Genomic DNA, 19,174 nt, shown 5'->3' on the forward strand with positions numbered 1-19,174 from the left:
GGTTGCAGTCGCAATGATCCCCTGTAGCTCAGTTGGCAGAGCGCTTGACTGTTAATCAGGATGTCGCTGGTTCGAGCCCAGCCGGGGGAGCGAGCGAAGCCCTTACCCTTGCGGTAAGGGCTTTTTCGTTTCATCCGACGCGCAGGGAGGCGCTATGACTTCGAACGATTCCTCTGCTCAGGCGGGTGCACGCGTGATCAGTGTGCCTCCGTACGGAGCACCCGTCGTGGACGAGCGCGCCTGGATCGCGCCTGGAGCCGTGGTCGTCGGAGACGTTCGCATCGGCGCGCAGTCGAGCGTCTGGTACAACGCAGTGCTGCGCGGCGACTCCGACTCCGTGCGGGTGGGGGAGCGGAGCAACATTCAGGACGGTGCGGTCCTGCACACGCAACGCGGGGATGCGGCGATCATCGGCGACGATGTCTCGGTCGGCCACCTGGCGATGATCCACGGTGCCACCATCGAGAACGGCTGCCTCATCGGCATGCACGCCACCGTGCTCACCGGCGCCGTCGTGGGGTCGGGCAGTCTCGTGGCCGCGGGAGCGGTCGTGCCGCAGGGCATGATCGTCCCGCCTCACTCGCTCGTCGTCGGCGTGCCCGGTCGAGTGGTGCGCGAACTACGGGACGAGGACCGCGAGGCGGTGCGCCTCAACTCGGCGCGCTACCTGGAGACCACCGAGAATCATCGGGCCGCGACACGCGACGAGTGACGGCGCGTTCGTGTCGGGCTCGATGATGCAGTATGATCGGTGAGGTGCTTCGGCACGCGCTGCACGCAACACGGGGATGTAGCTCAATGGTAGAGCCTCAGTCTTCCAAACTGATTACGCGGGTTCGATTCCCGTCATCCCCTCCGCCGGAGAAGGCCCCGCTCACGCGGGGCCTTCTCCGTTTCTCCCGTCGCCGCGCCTCCGTGCACGCGGATTCCGGCGCTCCTCCGGGCACCTGCAGCGCAGCGGTTCGCGCATCGGCTAGACTTGCTCGGGTTGCGCGCGACCGCGCGCCAGCATGATGGAACTCCCGGGTACACCGGGGCGTAGCTCAGCTTGGCTAGAGCGCCCGCTTTGGGAGCGGGAGGTCGCAGGTTCGAATCCTGTCGCCCCGACCAGGGTCCGCCGGCCCGAAACCGGCATCCGAACGACATTCTGATGATGAGAGGCCAAATTGCCGAAGACGACAGCTGAGAAGCTCACTGCGACCCGCGCCAAGCTGAGCGTGGAAGTTACGCTCGACGAGCTGGAGCCCTACCTCAAGCAGGCGTACAAGACCATCTCCGAGCAGGTTTCGGTGCCCGGATTCCGCAAGGGCAAGGTCCCCGCGCCGATCATCGATCAGCGCGTCGGCCGTGAGGCAGTCATCCAGGAGGCTGTCAACAGCTCGCTGGACGACTTCTACCAGGCTGCTCTCGCCGAGGCGGACGAGCGCCCCATGGGCCGCCCCACCGCGGATGTCGAGCAGTGGCCGGAAGCCAAGGATCCGGAGAGCACCCTCGTGCTCGCGTTCGAGGTCGAGGTGCGCCCCGACTTCACGCTGCCCAAGTACGACGGCCTGAAGCTGACCGTCGACAACGTCGAGGCGGACGAGGATGCGGTCGAGGCCGAGCTGACCAAGCTGCGCGAGCGCTTCGGCACCCTCGTGACCGTGGATCGCCCCGCGAAGACCGGCGACTTCGTCGAGCTGGACCTCACCGCGACCATCGACGGCAACGAGGTCGATCAGGCGAGCGGCGTCTCCTACGAGGTCGGCGCTGGCAACCTGCTCGCAGGTACGGATGAGGCAGTCGAGACCCTCACCGCCGGCGAGACGACGAATTTCACCTCGCAGCTGCTGGGCGGGGAGTACGAGGGCCAGGACGCCGAGGTTGAGCTCACGGTCACCGCGGTCAAGGAGCGCGAGCTTCCCGAGGCCGACGACGAGTTCGCGCAGCTCGCGAGCGAGTTCGACACGATCGACGATCTCCGCGAGAGCCTGAAGGATCAGGTTTCGAAGGCCTCAGTCTTCGCGCAGGGTCAGCAGGCACGCGATCTCTTCACCGCAACGCTCATCGAGCAGGCCGGCATCCCCGTCTCCGAAGAGCTGGTGGAGGAAGAGGTGCACCGTCACCTCGAGGGCGAAGGCCGCCTCGAGGACGACGAGCACCGCGCCGAGGTGCGGAAGTCGTCGGAGGAGCAGATCCAGCTCCAGCTGCTGCTGGACGCGATCGTCGAAGCTGAAGGCGTGACGCCGACGCAGAACGAGCTCTCGCAGTACATCTTCCAGTCGGCGCAGCAGTACGGCATGGAGCCGACGCAGTTCCTCCAGGCCATCAGCCAGGGCAACCAGATGGGCGTGATCCTCGGAGAGGTCACGCGCAACAAGGCTCTCGCGGTCGCGCTCGCAAAGGCGGAGGTCGTGGATCAGGACGGCAACGCCGTCGATCTGAGCGAGTTCACGGCCGTCGATTCCGATGAGGAAGCCGACGCATCGGACGACGCCGCTGAGGCGGTCGAGACCGAAGCCGCTCCGGAGTCAGAGGCTCCGGCTCCGGCTGCGAAGAAGGCCGCCGCGAAGAAGCCGGCCGCCGCGTCGACCGAGAGCGCTCCCGCTGACGACGAGGCCGCGAAGAAGGCCGCTCGTTCGGCTGCCGCCAAGAAGGCTGCCGCCACGCGCGCCGCCAAGAAGGCCGCCGCCGAGGCTGAAGAGGCCGGCAAGTAGGTCGCATCCCGCCGCATCCGCGATCCCCTGCCTCGAACTTCGAGGTGGGGGATCGTTGCGTATCGGCGGCCATGCGCCCACGGCGAACACGGCTCACGAGGCGCGAACGACTCGGTACGCTCGAACCAAGCAACAACGAATGGAGCGCCGCATGGCTGAACAGACGCCACCGAACAGCGTGTTCGAACGACTGCTGAAGGACCGTATCATCTGGCTCGGTTCCGAAGTCCGTGACGACAACGCGAATGAGATCTGCGCCAAGATCCTGCTGCTGGCTGCAGAGGATCCCAAGGCCGACATCTACCTCTACATCAACTCTCCCGGCGGCTCGATCACCGCGGGCATGGCGATCTACGACACGATGTCGTTCGTTCCGAATGACATCGTCACCGTCGGCATCGGCATGGCCGCGTCGATGGGCCAGTTCCTGCTCACCGCCGGCACCAGGGGCAAGCGCTACATCACCCCGAACGCCCGCGTGCTGCTGCACCAGCCGCACGGCGGATTCGGCGGCACGGCGAGCGACATCCAGACCCAGGCGCAGCTCATCACCTCGATGAAGAACCGCCTCGCCGAGATCACCGCGGCGCAGACCGGGAAGACGCTGGAGCAGATCAATGAGGACGGCGACCGCGATCGCTGGTTCACCGCAGATGAGGCGCTCGAGTACGGCTTCATCGACTTCATCCGCGATTCAGCCACCGATGTCATCGGCGGCGGCGGCACCAGTAACTAACGTGACGGACAGGAAGCAACTCACTCGATGAATACTCCATACATGCCCCAGTCCGGCGGATCGAGCCTGCAGATGCCCGATGCGCGCTACGTGCTCCCGACCTTCGAAGAGCGCACGGCCTACGGCTACAAGCGTCAGGATCCGTACGCCAAGCTCTTCGAGGATCGCATCATCTTCCTCGGCGTGCAGGTCGACGATGCGTCAGCCGACGACGTCATGGCCCAGCTCCTGGTGCTCGAGAGCCAGGACCCTGAGCGGGACATCACCATGTACATCAACTCGCCGGGCGGCTCCTTCACCGCCATGACGGCGATCTACGACACGATGCAGTACATTCGCCCGCACGTGCAGACGGTGTGCCTCGGTCAGGCGGCGTCGGCTGCGGCGGTGCTGCTCGCCGGTGGAACCCCGGGGAAGCGGCTCGCGCTGCCCAACGCGCGCGTGCTGATCCACCAGCCGTCCAGCGGTCAGGGCGGCCACGGCCAGGCCTCGGACATCGAGATCCAGGCCCGCGAGATCCTGCGGATGCGCGAATGGCTCGAGGAGACGCTGTCGAAGCACTCCAAGCGCAGCATCGAAGAGGTGAATCGCGACATCGATCGCGATAAGATTCTCAGCGCACAGGAGGCGTTCGAATACGGGCTCGTCGACCAGGTGCTGACGAGTCGGAAGAACCCGCAGCCGGTCATCGCGAAGTAGTCACACGGAGCCTCGGGGGCGACCCCGGGGCTCCGGCGCGCCGCCCATCAATGTCTGAGGCTCCCGCTAGTCTCGAAGGCATCGGATCAGACCGAGTTAGGTGAAGGAGCTCCGCATGGCGAAGATCGGCGAAAGCAGCGAGCTGCTCAAGTGCTCCTTCTGCGGCAAGTCGCAGAAGCAAGTGCAGCAGCTCATCGCCGGCCCGCAGATCTACATCTGCGATGAGTGCGTGGCGCTCTGCAATGAGATCATCGAGGAGCGCCTCGCGGAGCACCAGACGGGGGAGACCTCCGACTTCACTCTGCACAAGCCTCGTGAGATCGCAGACTTCCTCGACCAGTACGTCATCGGGCAGGACCGGGCCAAGCAGTCACTCGCCGTTGCGGTGTACAACCACTACAAGCGCGTGCGCGCGCTCTCGTCGCTCGCGAGCGCTGAGGTCGCCTCGGAGCAGGTGGAGATCGCGAAGTCGAATATTCTGCTTATCGGCCCGACCGGGTGCGGCAAGACGTATCTCGCGCAGTCGCTGGCACGACAGCTCGGCGTGCCGTTCGCGGTTGCCGACGCCACGGCGCTCACCGAGGCGGGGTACGTCGGCGAAGACGTCGAGAACATCCTCCTGAAACTTCTGCAGGCAGCCGATTTCGATGTCGCCCGCGCAGAGATGGGGATCATCTACATCGATGAGATCGACAAGATCTCTCGTAAAGCCGAGAACCCCTCGATCACGCGCGATGTCTCGGGCGAAGGCGTGCAGCAGGCGCTCCTCAAGATCCTGGAGGGAACGGTCGCATCGATTCCTCCGCAGGGCGGGCGCAAGCACCCGAATCAGGAGTTCATCCAACTCGACACCACGAACGTGCTCTTCATCGTCGCCGGCGCATTCGCCGGTCTCGAGGAGATCGTCGGGTCTCGCCTCGGCAAGGGCGGCATCGGGTTCGGTGCGCCGGTATCGAGCAAGCGCAACGACGATCAGCTCTTCGCTCAGGTGCAACCTGAAGATCTGCACAAGTTCGGCCTGATTCCCGAGTTCATCGGGCGCCTGCCGATCGTGGCGACGGTCGATCCGCTCGACGTCGAGGCGCTGACGCGCATTCTCACCGAGCCGAAGAATGCACTCGTGAAGCAGTACCAGCGCATGTTCGAACTCGACGGCGTGAGTCTCGAGTTCGAGGATGCCGCGCTCGAAGCCATCGCTGAACTTGCCGTCGAACGCAAGACCGGCGCTCGTGGGCTCCGTGCAATCCTCGAAGGGATCCTCGGCCCCGTCATGTTCGAGGTGCCTTCCGATGGTGACATCACGAAGGTCATCGTGACCCGGGAATCGGTGAACGGGGAAGCTGCGCCGCGCGTGCTGCAGGCCCGTGGAGGCCGCGAGAGCGCCTGAGCCGAGGTGCATGCCTGACTGCCGGCGCGTTATGCTCGCCGGCGTATCGGCAAAGGTCACCGTGCGGAAGCATGCGTGAACGGCACTAGCGCAACGTGTTGCCCGCAGACCCGAGCTCTTCGGCCGCCTGAACGACTCGCGCCGCCATCGCGTGCTCAGCCGGCTTTCCCCACGCGCGCGGGTCGTAGTATTTCTTGTCGCCATACCCACCATCGATTTTGAGCACGCGCTCCCAGTTCGAGAGCATGTGCCCGGCGATTGAACGCGTGAACGCGTATTGGGTATCCGTGTCGACGTTCATCTTCACCACGCCGAAGGAAACCGCGGCAGCGATGTCTGCCGGCGACGATCCCGACCCGCCGTGGAACACGAGATCGAACGGACGGTCACGCCCGAGGCTCTGCCCGATTTCATGTTGGATGTCTCCGAGGAGCTCGGGGCGCAGATGCACTGCAGCCGGGTTGTAGACTCCGTGGACGTTGCCGAACGTCAGCGCCGTGAGATATCTCCCGCGTTCACCTGATCCGAGCGCGGCGATGGTAGCGCGCGCATCGTCTACCGTCGAGTAGAGCTCATCGTTGATGTCGTGGGAGATGCCGTCTTCCTCACCCCCCACCACCCCGACCTCGATCTCGAGGATCGTGCGTGCGCGTTCGCTCAGCTCTAACAGCTCAGACGCTATGGCAAGGTTTCTCTCCAACGGCACCGCAGAGCCGTCCCACATATGCGACTGGTACAGCGGTTCAAGCCCTCTCGATCGCCGTTCAATCGCGTCTGCGAGCAACGGCCGCACCCAGTTCGCGAGGTGTTCCTGAGGGCAATGATCGGTGTGCAGGGCGACGGTGACGCCGTAATCGGCAGCGACCTCGTGCGCGTAGAGTGCCAACGCGCGCGAGCCCTTGGCCCGATCCTGCACCCGGTTGCCCGAGAGATAGAGCGCTGTTCCGAGCGACACTTGAATAATTCCATCACTATCGGCGTCTGCGAAACCCTGGAGCGCCGCGTTCAACGATTGCGAACTGGTGACGTTGATCGCGGGCAATGCGAAGCCGCTCTGCTTCGCATGGTCGATCATGGCGGCGTAGGTCTCCGGAGTGGCGATGGGCATGCGCGTCCTTTCACAGCGGGGCGTCGGCGCAGCCGCAGGAATTGCGGATGCGCAGTTCAGTGGGAATGATGCGTCGTTCGACAGGCCGGTCATCGCCTGCGATGCGGTCGAAGAGCACGTCGACGGCCTCAGTACCGAGCCGTGACACATTCTGTGCAACCGCGGTGAGGCCTGGTTCGAACAGGTCGCTCCACTCGAAGTCGTCGTATGCGACGAGGGCGAGGTCATCGGGCACTCGGAGGCCCGCACGGCGCACGGCCCGAAGCGCTCCGATCGTCATGGCATTGTTGAGACTCACGAGAGCCGTGGGCGGCCGAGCGCCGGCGAGCAGATCGAGCACGACGCGCTCGCCGGCTTCAGCATTCGAATCTCCGGGCACGATCAATGCCTCGTCGGGCGCGATTCCAGCGTGCTCGAGCGCGCGACGGTAGCCGCTCAATCGCTCGGTGGACGATGCGAGGCCCGGGAGGCCGGCGACGGCCGCAATCCGTCGATGCCCGTGTGCGATGAGGTGAGCCGTGAGCTCCTCGGTCGATACGGAGTTTTCGGGAGTCAGCTCGTCGTGCCTCGCATCGACGCTCCGGTCGATCACCACCGTGGGCGTTCCAGCAGCATTGATGAGCCCTGCCCCGTGTGAGATGAACCCGTGCGACGGGGCGATGATGATGCCATCGACGGCGCGATCGAGCAGAGACTCGATCACTCGGCGCTCCATCCCGGGCTCGTCGTGCGTGTCTCCGAGCACGAGCACGTACCCCGCGGCCGAGACATGCTGTTCGATGGCGTGGAGGAGTGGACCGAAATAGGGGTTTGTGAGCCCTGAGATCGCGAGACCGATGGTGTGCGATCTGCCGCCTGCCAAAGTTCTCGCAGCAGAATTTCTGCGGTACCCGAGCTCGGCGACGGCCTGCTCCACACGCTCGCGCACAGGATCGCTGACGTACCTGGTGCCGTTGAGCACATGCGATACCGTGCTCGACGACACTCCCGAGTGCTCCGCCACCTCTGCCATCGTCACCACTGTGTGACTTCCTTCGCACGTCGTTGTTACCGTTCTTCACACGATAACAGGATCGCCGCAAAACGCGAAAGCGCTTGCGCAAGCGCTTTCCGTCTGCATATGGTGTGCGTGGACAGAGACGTCCATCTCGGGATCGAAGGAGCTCTCACATGAACATCACGACACCACATCGTTTCGGAATCCGGTTGGCGGCGGTAGCCGCGGCAGCGCTGCTGCTTGGCACCACTGCGTGCTCGACTGGCACTGAGGGCGGCGGAGACGAAGGCGGCGCCCCCGAGGGCGATCTCAAGATCGGTCTCGTCACGAAGACCGACTCGAATCCCTTCTTCGTAAACATGCGCGAATCGGCGCAGGCCGCGGCAGACGAGAACGGCGCAGAGCTGATCGCGCTCGCGGGCGCCTTCGACGGTGACAACGAAGGCCAGGTGGCTGCGATCGAGAATCTCGTGAGTCAAGGTGTGCAGGGCATCATGATCACACCGAACTCCTCATCGGGAATTCTCGCCGCCATCAAGCAGGCTCGAGATCAAGGTGTGCTCGTCGTCGCACTCGATACCGCCACGGATCCCGAAGACGCGGTCGACGCGACCTTCGCCACGGACAACTTCGCCGCAGGCGAGGCGCAGGGCGGCTGGGTGAAGGCGAGTCTCGGCGACGATGAGCCCCAGGTCGTCATGCTCGACGGAACACCGGGCGGCACGGTCGACACCTTCCGCCACGATGGCTTTCTCAAGGGCATGGGCCTGTCGGAGGACTCTCCCGAGATCCTCGGCATGGAGAACACGAACGGTGACCAGACCAAAGCGCAGACCGCGATGGAAAACCTGTTGCAGCGCGCTCCGGAGGCGAACGCCCTGTACACGATCAACGAGCCTGCTGCTGCCGGCGGATTCGCAGCGATCAAGGCGGCGGGCAAAGAAGATCAAGTGCTCATCGGATCGATCGATGGTTCGTGTACCGGAGTCGAGAACGTGAAGGCGGGCATCATCGGCGCAACGGTCATGCAGTTTCCGACGAAGATGGCGGAGCAGGGCGTTGACGCCATCGTCACCTACGCGAATGACGGCACCAAGCCGAAGGAGGGGTTCAACGACACCGGGTCGGTACTCATCACCGACCAGCCCGTTGAGGGCCTCGACTCGGAAGACACTGAATGGGGCGCCGACAACTGCTGGGGGTGAGGCCCCGCTCCTGATCCATATCGACGCACCACGCGTGGGCCGCATCTCTCGTGCGGTCCACGCCGGAGTAAGGAATCGCACCCCATGTCATCCACCCCCACTCAAGCGACGCCGGTCTCGGGCGCGGGCGCGTCGGGCTTCTCCTGGTCGCGCATGCTCCAGGCTCCATTGTTCGGCTCCTCCATCGCCCTCGTTGTCGCCCTCATCGTGTTCAGCCTGCTCTCACCGCGCTTCCTCACGCTCGGAAACTTCTCGCTGATCCTGCAACAGTCCGTCGTGATCGGCATCCTTGCCGTCGCGCAGACACTGATCATTCTCACCGCTGGCATCGATCTCTCGATCGGATCGATCGCGGTGCTCGGCACCGTCGTTCTGGCGATCGGGTCCGGATCATCGGGCGCCGTCATCGGGCTGCTCCTGGCGCTCATCGTCTGCGTAGCGCTCGGGTCGCTCAACGGCGCGCTCGTTACGCTCCTGAGACTCCCGCCATTCATCGTCACCCTCGGTTCGTTCACCGCGATCGTCGCGGCGACTCGCCTCGTCGCGGGATCCCAGACGTTCACGGTCACCGACCCGATCCTCGTGTTCCTCGGAACGACGTTCCGCATCGGTGCATTCGTGACGACCTACGGCGTCGTGACCATGCTGCTCGTGTATCTCGTCGTCGGATACGCATTGACGCAGACGGCGTGGGGAAAGCACGTCTACGCGGTCGGTGGAAACGCCGTCGCCGCGAGACTTTCGGGGGTGAAGACGAATCGTACGATCTTCTCTGTGTACGTCGTCGCCGGCGTGATCGCGATGATTGCTGCGTGGGCCGCTCTCGGCCGAATCCCGAATGCCGATCCGAACGCCTTTCAGAACGCGAATCTTGAGACCATTACCGCGGTCGTTATCGGCGGAACGAGTCTGTTCGGCGGGCGCGGGGGTGTGCTCGGCACGTTGATCGGCACCTTGATCGTCGGCGTGCTGCGCAACGGACTCACGCTCGCCGGCGTCGATAATCTCTACCAGAACATCGCGACCGGTGTGCTCGTCATCGTTGCGGTCACGATCGACCAATTCATGCGCCGACGTACGGCGCGGTGACGGAGGAATCACATGCACACCGAGACCGACACCTCAGTATCTCCAGCCTCCGGCGACTCGAGCGGCCTTGCCCTCCACGCACGCGGCCTTGTCAAGCGATACGGCAGTGTCACGGCCATCAACGGCGCTGACTTCGACCTTCGGCACGGGGAGGTGCTCGCCGTGATCGGAGACAACGGCGCCGGAAAATCGAGCCTCATCAAAGCACTCGCGGGCGCCATCATCCCCGACGAAGGCACGATATTCATGAACGGGGAGCCGGTGCAGTTCAGAAGCACCGGGGACGCACGAGCCGCAGGGATCGAGACCGTCTATCAGGATCTCGCCGTGATTCCGGCGCTCGACATCGCTTCCAACATTTTCCTCGGCCGAGAGATTCGGCGGAAGGGGTTCATGGGAACAGTACTGCGCCGTCTCGACATGCCCCGCATGCGCGAGTACGCCGGGCAGCATCTCAGCGACCTGCAGATCGGCATCAAGTCGGTGTCGCAGGCAGTGGAGACGCTCTCGGGTGGCCAGCGTCAGGGCGTTGCCGTGTCGCGCGCGGCGGCGTTCGGGAAAGGCGTCATCATTATGGACGAGCCGACCGCAGCGCTCGGAGTCCGAGAATCCGGCCAGGTTATCGAACTCATCCGGTCGATTCGCGATCGCGGCATTCCCGTCGTACTCATCAGCCACGACATGCCGCACGTATTCGAAGTCGCCGACCGCATCCACGTGCATCGACTCGGGCGTCGTGCTGCCGTCGTCGACCCCACCCGCCGGTCGATGTCGGAGGTCGTGGCGCTCATGACCGGTGCTGAGCGCCCCACCGACCAGGAGGCCGCCGGTGGCCACTGATGCGTCCCCTCGGGGGATCTTCGTCGGCCTCGCAACCCTTGATGTCATTCATCGTGTCGACCGGGCACCGGCCGCGAACGAGAAGATCACGGCCGCCCAGCAATTCATGGCAGCGGGTGGACCTGCCGCCAATGCCGCAGTCACTTTCGCAGCGCTGGGAGGCTCTGCGGTGCTGGTGACGGCGCTCGGAGACGGGCCGATCGCGCGACTGATTCGGGACGAGCTCGAGGCGTGCGACGTGCGCGTGGTCGACGTTGCGCCAGACCTCGATGCGGATGCGCCCGTCTCGTCGGTGGCGGTGCTGCAAGGGTCGGGCGAGCGATCTGTCATCGGGGGCGACGCGGCCGCAGTACGCGCCGCATCGCCCGATGGGGAGTGGTGGGATCGGGCGCTGCAGGTGGAAATCGCACTCATCGATGGGCATCATCCCGACCTCGCGCGCGCCGCGACGGTCGCGGCCACGCGTTCCCGAGTTCCGGTAGTCGTCGACGCCGGGCGGTGGAAACCCGTCATGCACGACATCATGGGCGGAGCGACGGACGTTGTCGCTTCAGCCGACTTTCGACTCCCCGAGACCAGTTCCGCACGAGAAACAGCTCTGGCACTCGTCGCCGCGGGCGTGCCGAACGTGGTCACGACATCCGGCCCTGATCCGGTGCAATGGTGGAGCGGCGAAGACTCCGGCGCGGTAACGGTGCCGGTCACTGAGGCGCGCGACACACTCGGAGCGGGAGACGTCTTCCATGGCGCGTACGCCTTCGCCACCGCGCATGGGGAGCTCTTGCCAGCGCGAATCGCATTCGCGAGTCGCATCGCGGCGATACGATGTGCTCATATTGGGCCAAGGAGCTGGTTGGACGCTGTCCGTGCCGACCGAGCTGCACCGTCGGATCAAGGAGCGTCATGACCCCTGCTGACACAATCACCCCGACGACCATCGCCGAACTCGAGTGCCGCGCACGAGACCTCATCGTGCCGGGGGAGCGTCGGATACTCGGCATCACCGGGGCGCCGGGCGCCGGTAAATCGACGGTGGCTGAGCTGCTCGTTTCCAAACTCGGGCCCGAACTCGCGGTGCTCGTGCCGATGGACGGATTCCACTTCGCCAACTCGGTGCTCGCCGCGTTGCACCGAACCGAGACCAAAGGAGCCTATGACACGTTTGATGCGTGGGGGTACGTCTCGCTGCTCCGCAGGATCCACGCGCAGGGCTCGGAAGGGAACGGCGTGGACGAAGACGTCGTGTACGCGCCTGAGTTTCGCCGCGACCTCGAGGAGCCCATCGGGTCGGCGATTCCCGTACGACGTTCGACGCCACTCGTCGTCACCGAGGGCAACTACCTGCTGCTTGAGGATCACCCGTGGCCGCTTGCTCGCGACATGATCGATGAAGTCTGGTTCATTGCGCCCTCGGAAGAGGAGCGAATGGAGCGGTTGATCGCGCGCCACATGAGATTTGGGCGCAGCGCGAACGAAGCGCGGGAGCGGTCATGGGGAAGCGATCAGCGAAACGCTGAGCGGATCATCGCGTCAGCGAATCGGGCGGAGCACATCTTCAGCGTTACCGACCAGCGTCAACGTTCTGCGTGATGTCTCACTGCTGTGCCGTCGCACTGCCTTGATTGAATCGACGGGCTCGCGGGAGACCTGCTGGCGGCATCGCTCTCAGTTTCCCAGGCGCGGCCTGCGATGGAACGCACGTGCCACGTGCGTGACTCGTCGCGCTCGACCTCGGAGATGGCGAGATTCTCGGCCCGGGGCACCTCATCTGCCGGCAGCCCGGAGATGTCCGCGAGCAGATGCCGGATGAACGAACCGTGCGTCACAGCGATGACGCGGCCGTTCCGAAACTGATCGGCGATGCGGTCGAGCGCCGATACCCCCCGCTCAGCGACCTCGTCATGACCCTCCATGCTCGGGTACTGGCGAGACGGCCAGTGCTCGAGGGCGACACTGTGCGACAAGCCTTCCGCATCGCCGAAGGAGCGCTCGACGAGCCCCTCGCACGTCACCGCCTCGAGACCGAGCCGCTCGGCGAGGATCTCAGCCGTCTGCCGAGCTCGGAGCAGCGGACTCGTCACGACCGCGTCCCACCCGCCTGCTCGTGAGAGTCGCTCGGCGAGGTCGCTGGCCTGCTCTCGGCCGGTGGCGTTCAGCGGAATGTCGGTGCGACCCTGCATGCGACCGGAGAGATTCCAGTCGGTCTGCCCGTGCCGGATGAGCGCGATGCGCACGCTCAACCGCCCACTGCGGTGATATCGAAGCTCAACAGTACGGACCCGTTCTTCTGGGGGATCTGCAGAGCGGTGACGCTCAGCGTGCCGTGTGCGAGCGTGGCGGCGACGCCGCCATCACCGGTCTCGGATCGCTCCGATTCGGCGAACCCGCTCGCGCTGACGATCGACTGCCACAGCGCATCAGCGGCAGCCCGGTCCTCAGCGGTGAGCACGAGATACCATTCGCTCGTCGATCGCTCACCGGCATCGTCGATGCGGGCGCCGTCGGGCACGACGAAATCGGCCACCGGGAATGACGCGGGGAGCGTCGTCGATTTCGACGTGTCCTGCGGATCGCCCTGCTGCGGCCATCCGCCCTCGCTGCTCCCGGAGGCGGCGCCGTTCGCTTTGCGGTCGCCCTCCCCGACGCTCGATGCATCGCTGCCCGCTTCATCGTCCTCACCGGCAGTCGCACTCTCGTCAGGCCCGGAGGAGTCGGCGTCCGCCTCCGCGGAGGCCGAGGCGGACGCCGACGACGATCCGTCGCCGCGCGCACCGCCGTCCGCCGCAGGCTCGGGAGCACAGGCGCTCAGCCCCATGAGGGCGATGGCCGCCACCGCCATACTCGCGCCGAATCGGCGCCCGACCAGGTCGTCTCCGCGAAACATCGAACTCCTCAACTCAGCCAGTCATCATCGTCGGCGTCGTCGTCTGCGCTGTGGGCCAGACGTTCCTCCGCGAGCCCCGGCTCGCCGCTCCCGCTCACGGGCCCGGTGCGCACGCGACCGACCACGTCGAGCGCGACGAACACGAGGTCATCGAGCTCGCAGCGCGGCCGGCCTTCGAGCCAGGTCAGCGTCCACGAATCAGCCTCCGGATGCCCGTTCTCCTGCTCGGCGATCGCGGCATGCAGCGCCTCGGGCACGCTGCGGTGCGGGGGAGTGCCCCTCTGCCAGCGCGCCCCGAGCTGCATCGTCACGCCTCCACTGGTGCGAGCTGGATGTCGGCGACGGTGACTCCGCTCAGATCGTCCGGGCCGGCCTCGATCCGAAGCTCGGCGATCTTTCCGACTGCGGCGAGATCAGCCGAGGCCGACTCGAGGCGGGCGAGATCGGGCTGCCGGGCCTGCACGACCGCGATCGACACCGGGGTCTTCTGCGAGGCCTTCGCGGCCGTCTTCGCTCCGCGGATGCCCACGAGCGCCTCGCCGACGAGGCCGAGCAATGCGGCGTCGGCGCTGTCCCCGGCGAGTGAGGCGGCCTCCTCCGGCACGGGCCAGTCGGCCTGGTGCACAGACCCTTCGCCGAACCACGACCACACTTCCTCCGTGGCATACGGCAGGAACGGCGCGAGCAGGCGCACGAACACGGAGAGCGAGGTGCGCAGGGCGGTCACTGCAGACGCCCGCGACTGGCCCTCACCGTTGTGCGCGCGCTCCTTCACGAGCTCGAGATAGTCGTCGCAGAAGGTCCAGAAATACGATTCGGTCAGCTCGAGTGCACGAGCATGGTCGTAGTTCTCGAATGCGCGCGTCGCCTGCTCGATCACTCCCGCGAGTCCGGCGAGCACGGCGCGGTCGAGCGCTTCCGTGACGGTCCCGGCGCCCGAGTCGTTGAAACTGAGGGTGAATTTCGCCGCGTTCAGCAGCTTGATCGCCAGACGACGGCCGATCTTGATCTGCGTCGGATTCTGCGGGTCGAACGCCGCATCCGTGCCGAGCTTCGCCGAGGCCGCCCAGTAGCGCACAGCGTCCGACCCGTGCTGCTCGAGCATGCCGGCGGGCGTCACCACGTTGCCCTTCGACTTCGACATCTTCTTCCGATCGGGATCCAGGATCCACCCGGAGATGCCCGCGTGCTGCCACGGCAGCTGGCCGCACTCGAGCTCCGAACGCAGCAGCGTCGAGAACAACCACGTCCGGATGATGTCCTGACCCTGCGGCCGGAGACTGAACGGGTATACGAGATCGAACAGCTCCGGGTCGCGCTCCCAGCCGCCCGCGAGCTGCGGGGTGAGCGAAGAGGTCGCCCACGTGTCCATCACGTCGACCTCGCCCTGGAACCCGCCTGCGACTCCGCGCTGATCGGCCGTGTACCCGGCGGGGACGTCACTCGACGGGTCGACGGGCAGCTGATCCTCACTCGGCAGGATCGGCTCGTCGAAGACCGGATTGCCGTCGGCGTCGAGCGGGTACCACACCGGGATCGCGACACCGAAGAAGCGCTGACGCGAGATCAGCCAATCACCGGAGAGGCCCTCGACCCAGTTCTCGTAGCGCACGCGCATGAAGTCGGGATGCCACTCGAGCTCTCGCCCGTGCGCGAGCAGGCGATCGCGGAGCGCCTCATCGCGAGCACCGTTCACGACGTACCACTGGCGGGTCGAAACGATTTCGAGCGGCTTGTCGCCCTTCTCGAAGAACTTGACGGGATGCGTGATCTTGCGGATGTCGCCGACGAGTTCGCCGGAGGCGCGCAGCGAGTCGACGACGATCTGCTTCGCACTGAACACAGTCTTGCCCGCGATCTCCGCGTAGGCTGCCCGCCCGGTCTCGCTCGTGATGACGTCGGGCGCCTCGGAGATCACGCGGCCGTCGAATCCGAGGATGGCACGGTTCGGCAGGTCGAGTTCGCGCCACCAGACCACATCGGTCACATCGCCGAACGTGCAGATCATCGCGATTCCGGTGCCCTTGTCCTTCTGCGCGAGATGGTGGGCCAGGATCGGCACCTCGACGTCGAACAGGGGAGTGCGCACTGTCGAGCCGAAGAGCGGCTGGAAGCGCTCATCGTCGGGGTGCGCGACGAGCGCGACGCACGCTGCGAGCAGTTCGGGACGCGTGGTGTCGATGAGGATGTCACCCGATCCGTCCGACTTGTGGAAGGCGAGCGTGTGATAGGCGCTCGGCTGATCGCGATCCTCGAGCTCCGCCTGGGCGACCGCTGTGCGGAACGTCACGTCCCACAGGGTCGGCGCCTGGGCCTGGTAGGCCTCGCCGCGCTGGACGTTGCGGAGGAAGGCGAGCTGGGACGCGCGCAGCGACTCGGCTCCGATCGTTCGGTAGCTCTGCTTCCAGTCGACGGAGAGCCCGAGCGTGCGCCAGAGCGCCTCGAACTGCTGCTCGTCCTCCTCGGTGAGGCGCTCGCACAGCTCGATGAAGTTGCGGCGGGAGATCGGCTGCTGATCCGCCGCTTTGATGCTCTTGCCGTCGCCCCCTTCGTGCGGAGGGACGAATCCCTCGACGTACGGCAGCGACGGATCGCAGCGCACGCCGTAGTAGTTCTGCACGCGTCGCTCCGTCGGCAGCCCGTTGTCGTCCCACCCCATCGGGTAGAAGACGGCCTTGCCCTGCATGCGCTGGTACCGCGCGATGGTATCGGTGTGCGTGTACGAGAAGACGTGTCCCACGTGCAGCGATCCCGACGCCGTCGGCGGGGGCGTGTCGATGCTGTAGACGTTCTCCCGGGAAGCGCGCGCTCGCGGGAAGGCGTACGTGCCGGCTTCCTCCCACACCGGGCCCCATTTCGCTTCGAGGCCTTCGAGTACGGGCTTGTCGGGAATCGCGCTCATGCGTGGGGCTCCGCTTCTCGATACCGCGCTCAGCTGCGGCATCGGGGTTCGATGTGGACGGCACCGCGTGGTCGCGCGGCAGCTCATCGCCGCGCTGGTGCCTGATGGTGTGGATCCAGCTTACCGGCCCTCAGTCACCGGCGAGCTGCACCCCGATCAGCGTCTCGTTGAGGGCAGGGTCGCCGCCGGGCTCGGGTTCGGTGAGGTACTGCTCCCAGGCGATGCCGGTCGGCTGCTCTCCCCGCTCGCTGATCCAGGCGTAGAGACGCTCGTAAGCGGCCGACAGCCCGCTGAAGTCACCGCGCAGCAGCATCGTGGCGGTGCGGGCGGCCGGAATCGTCTCGGCCGTGATCCCGCCGCCGGTTCCGGTGTATGGCTGAGGGATCGGCACGGCCACCGACAGGTCGAGGCCCTCCGCCGCCGGGGAGCCGTGCATCACGCCCATCGGGGCGGCGGCCGGAGACACGCCTGTCTCTGCCAACGCCTGGAAGATCGCCGGGTACGCGCGGTCGTAGAGCTCGGGAATGCGGTCGAACGGAACGGTCTCCCGCACGACGGCCAGGTGCACTTCGGGTCGGGATTCGATCTCGGGTGCGAGGGCTGAATCGCTCATGGTCTCTCCTCGATGACAGGCCGAGCCGGAAGCGCCCGACGTCGCCGATCCTACGCGGCAACGGCGCCGGGCGCTCCTGATTTCTCTATTCGGCGAGCAGGCCGGGGAATGCGTCGGGGTGCTCGTCGATCCAGGCGTCGACGGCCTCGGCCTCTTCACCCACCTCGTATTCGTTCGTCATCGCGTTCTCGAGCGTGCTGAAGGCCTCGTCGTTCAGCTTGAAATCTGCGGCGTAGTCTGCCGCGTCGGAAAAGCGCTCGGTGAATCCCTGGGTCGCGAGCACATGAATGCCCTCGGGGGTGCCCATGACACCCTTCGGGTCTTCGAGGTCGCGCAGGCCGTACACCTCGTTCGCCCAGAACGGGCGCCAGCTCGTCACGACGATGTCGTCGCCGGTCTCGACCGCGTCGCTCACCGAGGCGAGCATCGCCGCCGTCGACGAGGACACGAGGGAGAACTCACTGTCGAGTCCGTAGGCAGGCATGCCGACTTCCTCCGTGTGCTTCATCTGACCCGCGCTCGGCTCGATGCCGATGATCTTCCCGTCGAATCGATCGGCACTCGGCGCGAGTTCTTCGAGTGACGTGATATCGACATAGTCGGGCACCGAGAGGGTGATCGTGCCGTTGTCGTACCAGGTGCCGAGATCCTCGAAGTCATCTTCCCGCCCCGCGACGTACTCGGCCTGCGTGCGCTCGGTCCAAGCACCCGAGAAGACGTCGATGCTGCCCTCCGCGAGACTCGTGTACAGCACGGCTGCCTCAGTGAGCTCCTGCATCTCAACGTCGTAGCCGAGCTTTTCGAACTGGTCCTTGAGGAGGAAGCCGCTGGTCTTGCCATCGCTCCAGGAGGGGACGTAGCCGATGGTGATGCTGTCTGCGCTGGCATCGGCGGCGTCTTCGGCAGAACATCCGGCGAGCGCCAGAGCGGCTGCTGCGGTGAGTGCGAGAGCAGAAGTGAGGGTGCGGAACTGCAAATGGTGTCCTTTCGTAAAGCGTGGTGCCGCTGTGCGGCATGAAAAAAGGAGCCCTTCCCGGAACGGTGTTTCGGGAAGGGCTCCTTTCGTACTGCGTGATTCCCCGAAGGGAAACGACGGATCGGTCAGCTGGTGATCAGACCCGGGTACGCATCGCCGTACTCCTCGAGCCATGCATCGACGGCGGCCTCGGGGTCGTCCTTGTACTCGTCACCGGTGACCATGCTCTCGAGCGCGCCGTAGGCGACGTCGTCGAGCTTGATGTCGGCGATGTAGTCGGCGACCTCGGGGTACTCCTCCGAGAGACCCTTCTTCCCCAGGAAGTGCAGGGTCTCGGGCTCGCCCATCGCACCCTTCGGGTCCTCGAGATCCTTCAGCGGGAAGGCATCGTTCGCCCAGAACGGGCGCCAGAGCGTCACGACGACGTCTTCTTCGTTGTCGATCTTGTCCTGCAGCGTCGCGAGCATGGTCGCGGTGGAGGAGGTCACGAGCTCGAAGTCGCCGTCCAGGCCGTACTCCGGCATCGCGACGTCCTGCGTCTGCGCGGTCAGTCCTGCGCCCGGCTCGATGCCGATGATCTCGCCGCCGAATCGATCCGCTTCACCGGCGAGGTCTTCGATGGAGTCGATGTCGACGTACTCGGGCACTGCAAGCGTCAGAACGGCGCCGTCGTAGTAGCCGCCGAGATCCTCGATCTGGTCGCCGAATTCCTCCATGTACGAGGCGTGCGTCACCTCCGGCCATGCTGAGGGGTAGATGTCGAAGTCTCCACCGGCGAGTCCTGCGTAGAGCACGCCCGCATCGGTCAGCTCTTCCATCTCGACGTCGTAGCCCATCTTGCCGAGCTGATCCTCGAGCAGGTAGGCGGTGCTGAGCCCGTCCGTCCAACCCGGCAGGTAGCCCAGTGTGACGGTGCCGTTCTCGCCGCCGCCGTCGCCGTCGGAGCCGCTGCCGGACCCATTGCCGGAGCAGCCTGCAAGGGCGAGGGTTGCGGCGGCTCCCAGAGCCAGCATTCCGGTGAGAGTGCGCTTCTGCATACTTC

Annotated in this window: 19 protein-coding genes and 3 tRNA genes; 13 read left to right on the top strand and 9 right to left on the bottom strand. The window is 65.6% G+C overall.

Features of this window, described 5'->3' with window-relative positions; all coding sequences use genetic code 11:
- Positions 1-17 precede the first annotated feature (17 nt).
- The 8 genes from JSQ98_RS03445 (at position 18) to clpX (ending at position 5,518) form a co-directional block, all read left to right on the top strand.
- Positions 18-90 (top strand) — tRNA-Asn (locus JSQ98_RS03445).
- A 64-nt stretch (positions 91-154) separates the two neighbouring features.
- Entirely contained in the window at positions 155-712 is a 558-nt protein-coding gene (locus tag JSQ98_RS03450; protein ID WP_211648379.1) for a gamma carbonic anhydrase family protein, read from the top strand.
- 72 nt (positions 713-784) lie between these two features.
- Positions 785-855, top strand: a tRNA-Gly gene (locus JSQ98_RS03455).
- A 177-nt stretch (positions 856-1,032) separates the two neighbouring features.
- Positions 1,033-1,110 (top strand) — tRNA-Pro (locus JSQ98_RS03460).
- A 56-nt stretch (positions 1,111-1,166) separates the two neighbouring features.
- Positions 1,167-2,696: a trigger factor gene (tig, locus tag JSQ98_RS03465; RefSeq protein WP_211648380.1), complete on the top strand. Its 1,530-nt coding sequence runs from the start codon at positions 1,167-1,169 to the stop codon at positions 2,694-2,696.
- A gap of 55 nt (positions 2,697-2,751) precedes the next feature.
- On the top strand, positions 2,752-3,432 hold the full coding sequence (locus JSQ98_RS03470) for an ATP-dependent Clp protease proteolytic subunit (protein ID WP_255536937.1): 681 nt from the start codon (positions 2,752-2,754) through the stop codon (positions 3,430-3,432).
- A gap of 27 nt (positions 3,433-3,459) precedes the next feature.
- Entirely contained in the window at positions 3,460-4,131 is a 672-nt protein-coding gene (locus JSQ98_RS03475) for an ATP-dependent Clp protease proteolytic subunit (protein ID WP_090148892.1), read from the top strand.
- A gap of 115 nt (positions 4,132-4,246) precedes the next feature.
- Positions 4,247-5,518, top strand: a complete 1,272-nt coding sequence (gene clpX / locus JSQ98_RS03480) for an ATP-dependent Clp protease ATP-binding subunit ClpX (protein ID WP_090148894.1) — start codon at positions 4,247-4,249, stop codon at positions 5,516-5,518.
- 85 nt (positions 5,519-5,603) lie between these two features.
- Here the strand turns inward: clpX and fbaA are convergent, their stop codons facing one another.
- The gene (gene fbaA / locus JSQ98_RS03485) at positions 5,604-6,626 is read right to left on the bottom strand and encodes a class II fructose-bisphosphate aldolase (protein ID WP_211648381.1); all 1,023 of its coding nucleotides are present in this window, start codon (positions 6,624-6,626) and stop codon (positions 5,604-5,606) included.
- Between the two features lie 10 nt (positions 6,627-6,636).
- Entirely contained in the window at positions 6,637-7,638 is a 1,002-nt protein-coding gene (locus JSQ98_RS03490; protein WP_249290929.1) for a LacI family DNA-binding transcriptional regulator, read from the bottom strand.
- A 158-nt stretch (positions 7,639-7,796) separates the two neighbouring features.
- On the opposite strand from JSQ98_RS03490, the gene JSQ98_RS03495 reads away from it, so the two are divergent.
- From JSQ98_RS03495 to JSQ98_RS03515, 5 genes are all read left to right on the top strand, one after another.
- Positions 7,797-8,828, top strand: a complete 1,032-nt coding sequence (locus tag JSQ98_RS03495) for a substrate-binding domain-containing protein (RefSeq protein WP_211648384.1) — start codon at positions 7,797-7,799, stop codon at positions 8,826-8,828.
- A gap of 84 nt (positions 8,829-8,912) precedes the next feature.
- On the top strand, positions 8,913-9,917 hold the full coding sequence (locus JSQ98_RS03500; protein ID WP_211648386.1) for an ABC transporter permease: 1,005 nt from the start codon (positions 8,913-8,915) through the stop codon (positions 9,915-9,917).
- A 12-nt stretch (positions 9,918-9,929) separates the two neighbouring features.
- On the top strand, positions 9,930-10,757 hold the full coding sequence (locus tag JSQ98_RS03505; RefSeq protein WP_211648387.1) for an ATP-binding cassette domain-containing protein: 828 nt from the start codon (positions 9,930-9,932) through the stop codon (positions 10,755-10,757).
- Positions 10,747-11,664: a PfkB family carbohydrate kinase gene (locus JSQ98_RS03510; protein ID WP_211648388.1), complete on the top strand. Its 918-nt coding sequence runs from the start codon at positions 10,747-10,749 to the stop codon at positions 11,662-11,664. The genes JSQ98_RS03505 and JSQ98_RS03510 overlap by 11 nt, the downstream gene beginning before the upstream one ends.
- A complete protein-coding gene (locus tag JSQ98_RS03515; RefSeq protein ID WP_211648389.1) occupies positions 11,661-12,347 on the top strand; it encodes a nucleoside/nucleotide kinase family protein in 687 nt (228 codons plus the stop codon). The genes JSQ98_RS03510 and JSQ98_RS03515 overlap by 4 nt, the downstream gene beginning before the upstream one ends.
- Here the strand turns inward: JSQ98_RS03515 and JSQ98_RS03520 are convergent.
- The 7 genes from JSQ98_RS03520 to JSQ98_RS03550 form a co-directional block, all read right to left on the bottom strand.
- Complete coding sequence (locus JSQ98_RS03520; protein ID WP_346728708.1) at positions 12,332-12,991, bottom strand: histidine phosphatase family protein; 660 nt, start codon at positions 12,989-12,991, stop codon at positions 12,332-12,334. The two genes, JSQ98_RS03515 and JSQ98_RS03520, sit on opposite strands and share 16 nt — an antisense overlap.
- A 2-nt stretch (positions 12,992-12,993) precedes the next feature.
- A complete protein-coding gene (locus JSQ98_RS03525) occupies positions 12,994-13,641 on the bottom strand; it encodes a hypothetical protein (RefSeq protein WP_211648391.1) in 648 nt (215 codons plus the stop codon).
- A gap of 8 nt (positions 13,642-13,649) precedes the next feature.
- Entirely contained in the window at positions 13,650-13,946 is a 297-nt protein-coding gene (locus JSQ98_RS03530) for a Fe-S oxidoreductase (protein ID WP_090148905.1), read from the bottom strand.
- Positions 13,947-13,948: 2 nt separating this feature from the next.
- On the bottom strand, positions 13,949-16,543 hold the full coding sequence (gene valS / locus JSQ98_RS03535) for a valine--tRNA ligase (RefSeq protein ID WP_211648392.1): 2,595 nt from the start codon (positions 16,541-16,543) through the stop codon (positions 13,949-13,951).
- A gap of 130 nt (positions 16,544-16,673) precedes the next feature.
- Entirely contained in the window at positions 16,674-17,156 is a 483-nt protein-coding gene (locus tag JSQ98_RS03540) for a GyrI-like domain-containing protein (RefSeq protein ID WP_200328864.1), read from the bottom strand.
- 85 nt (positions 17,157-17,241) lie between these two features.
- Complete coding sequence (locus tag JSQ98_RS03545; protein ID WP_090148912.1) at positions 17,242-18,132, bottom strand: glycine betaine ABC transporter substrate-binding protein; 891 nt, start codon at positions 18,130-18,132, stop codon at positions 17,242-17,244.
- A gap of 125 nt (positions 18,133-18,257) precedes the next feature.
- On the bottom strand, positions 18,258-19,169 hold the full coding sequence (locus JSQ98_RS03550; RefSeq protein ID WP_200328860.1) for a glycine betaine ABC transporter substrate-binding protein: 912 nt from the start codon (positions 19,167-19,169) through the stop codon (positions 18,258-18,260).
- Between the last annotated feature and the right edge of the window lie 5 nt (positions 19,170-19,174).

The organism is Leucobacter manosquensis (assembly GCF_018304845.1).
Classification (GTDB): Bacteria; Actinomycetota; Actinomycetes; order Actinomycetales; family Microbacteriaceae; genus Leucobacter; species Leucobacter alluvii.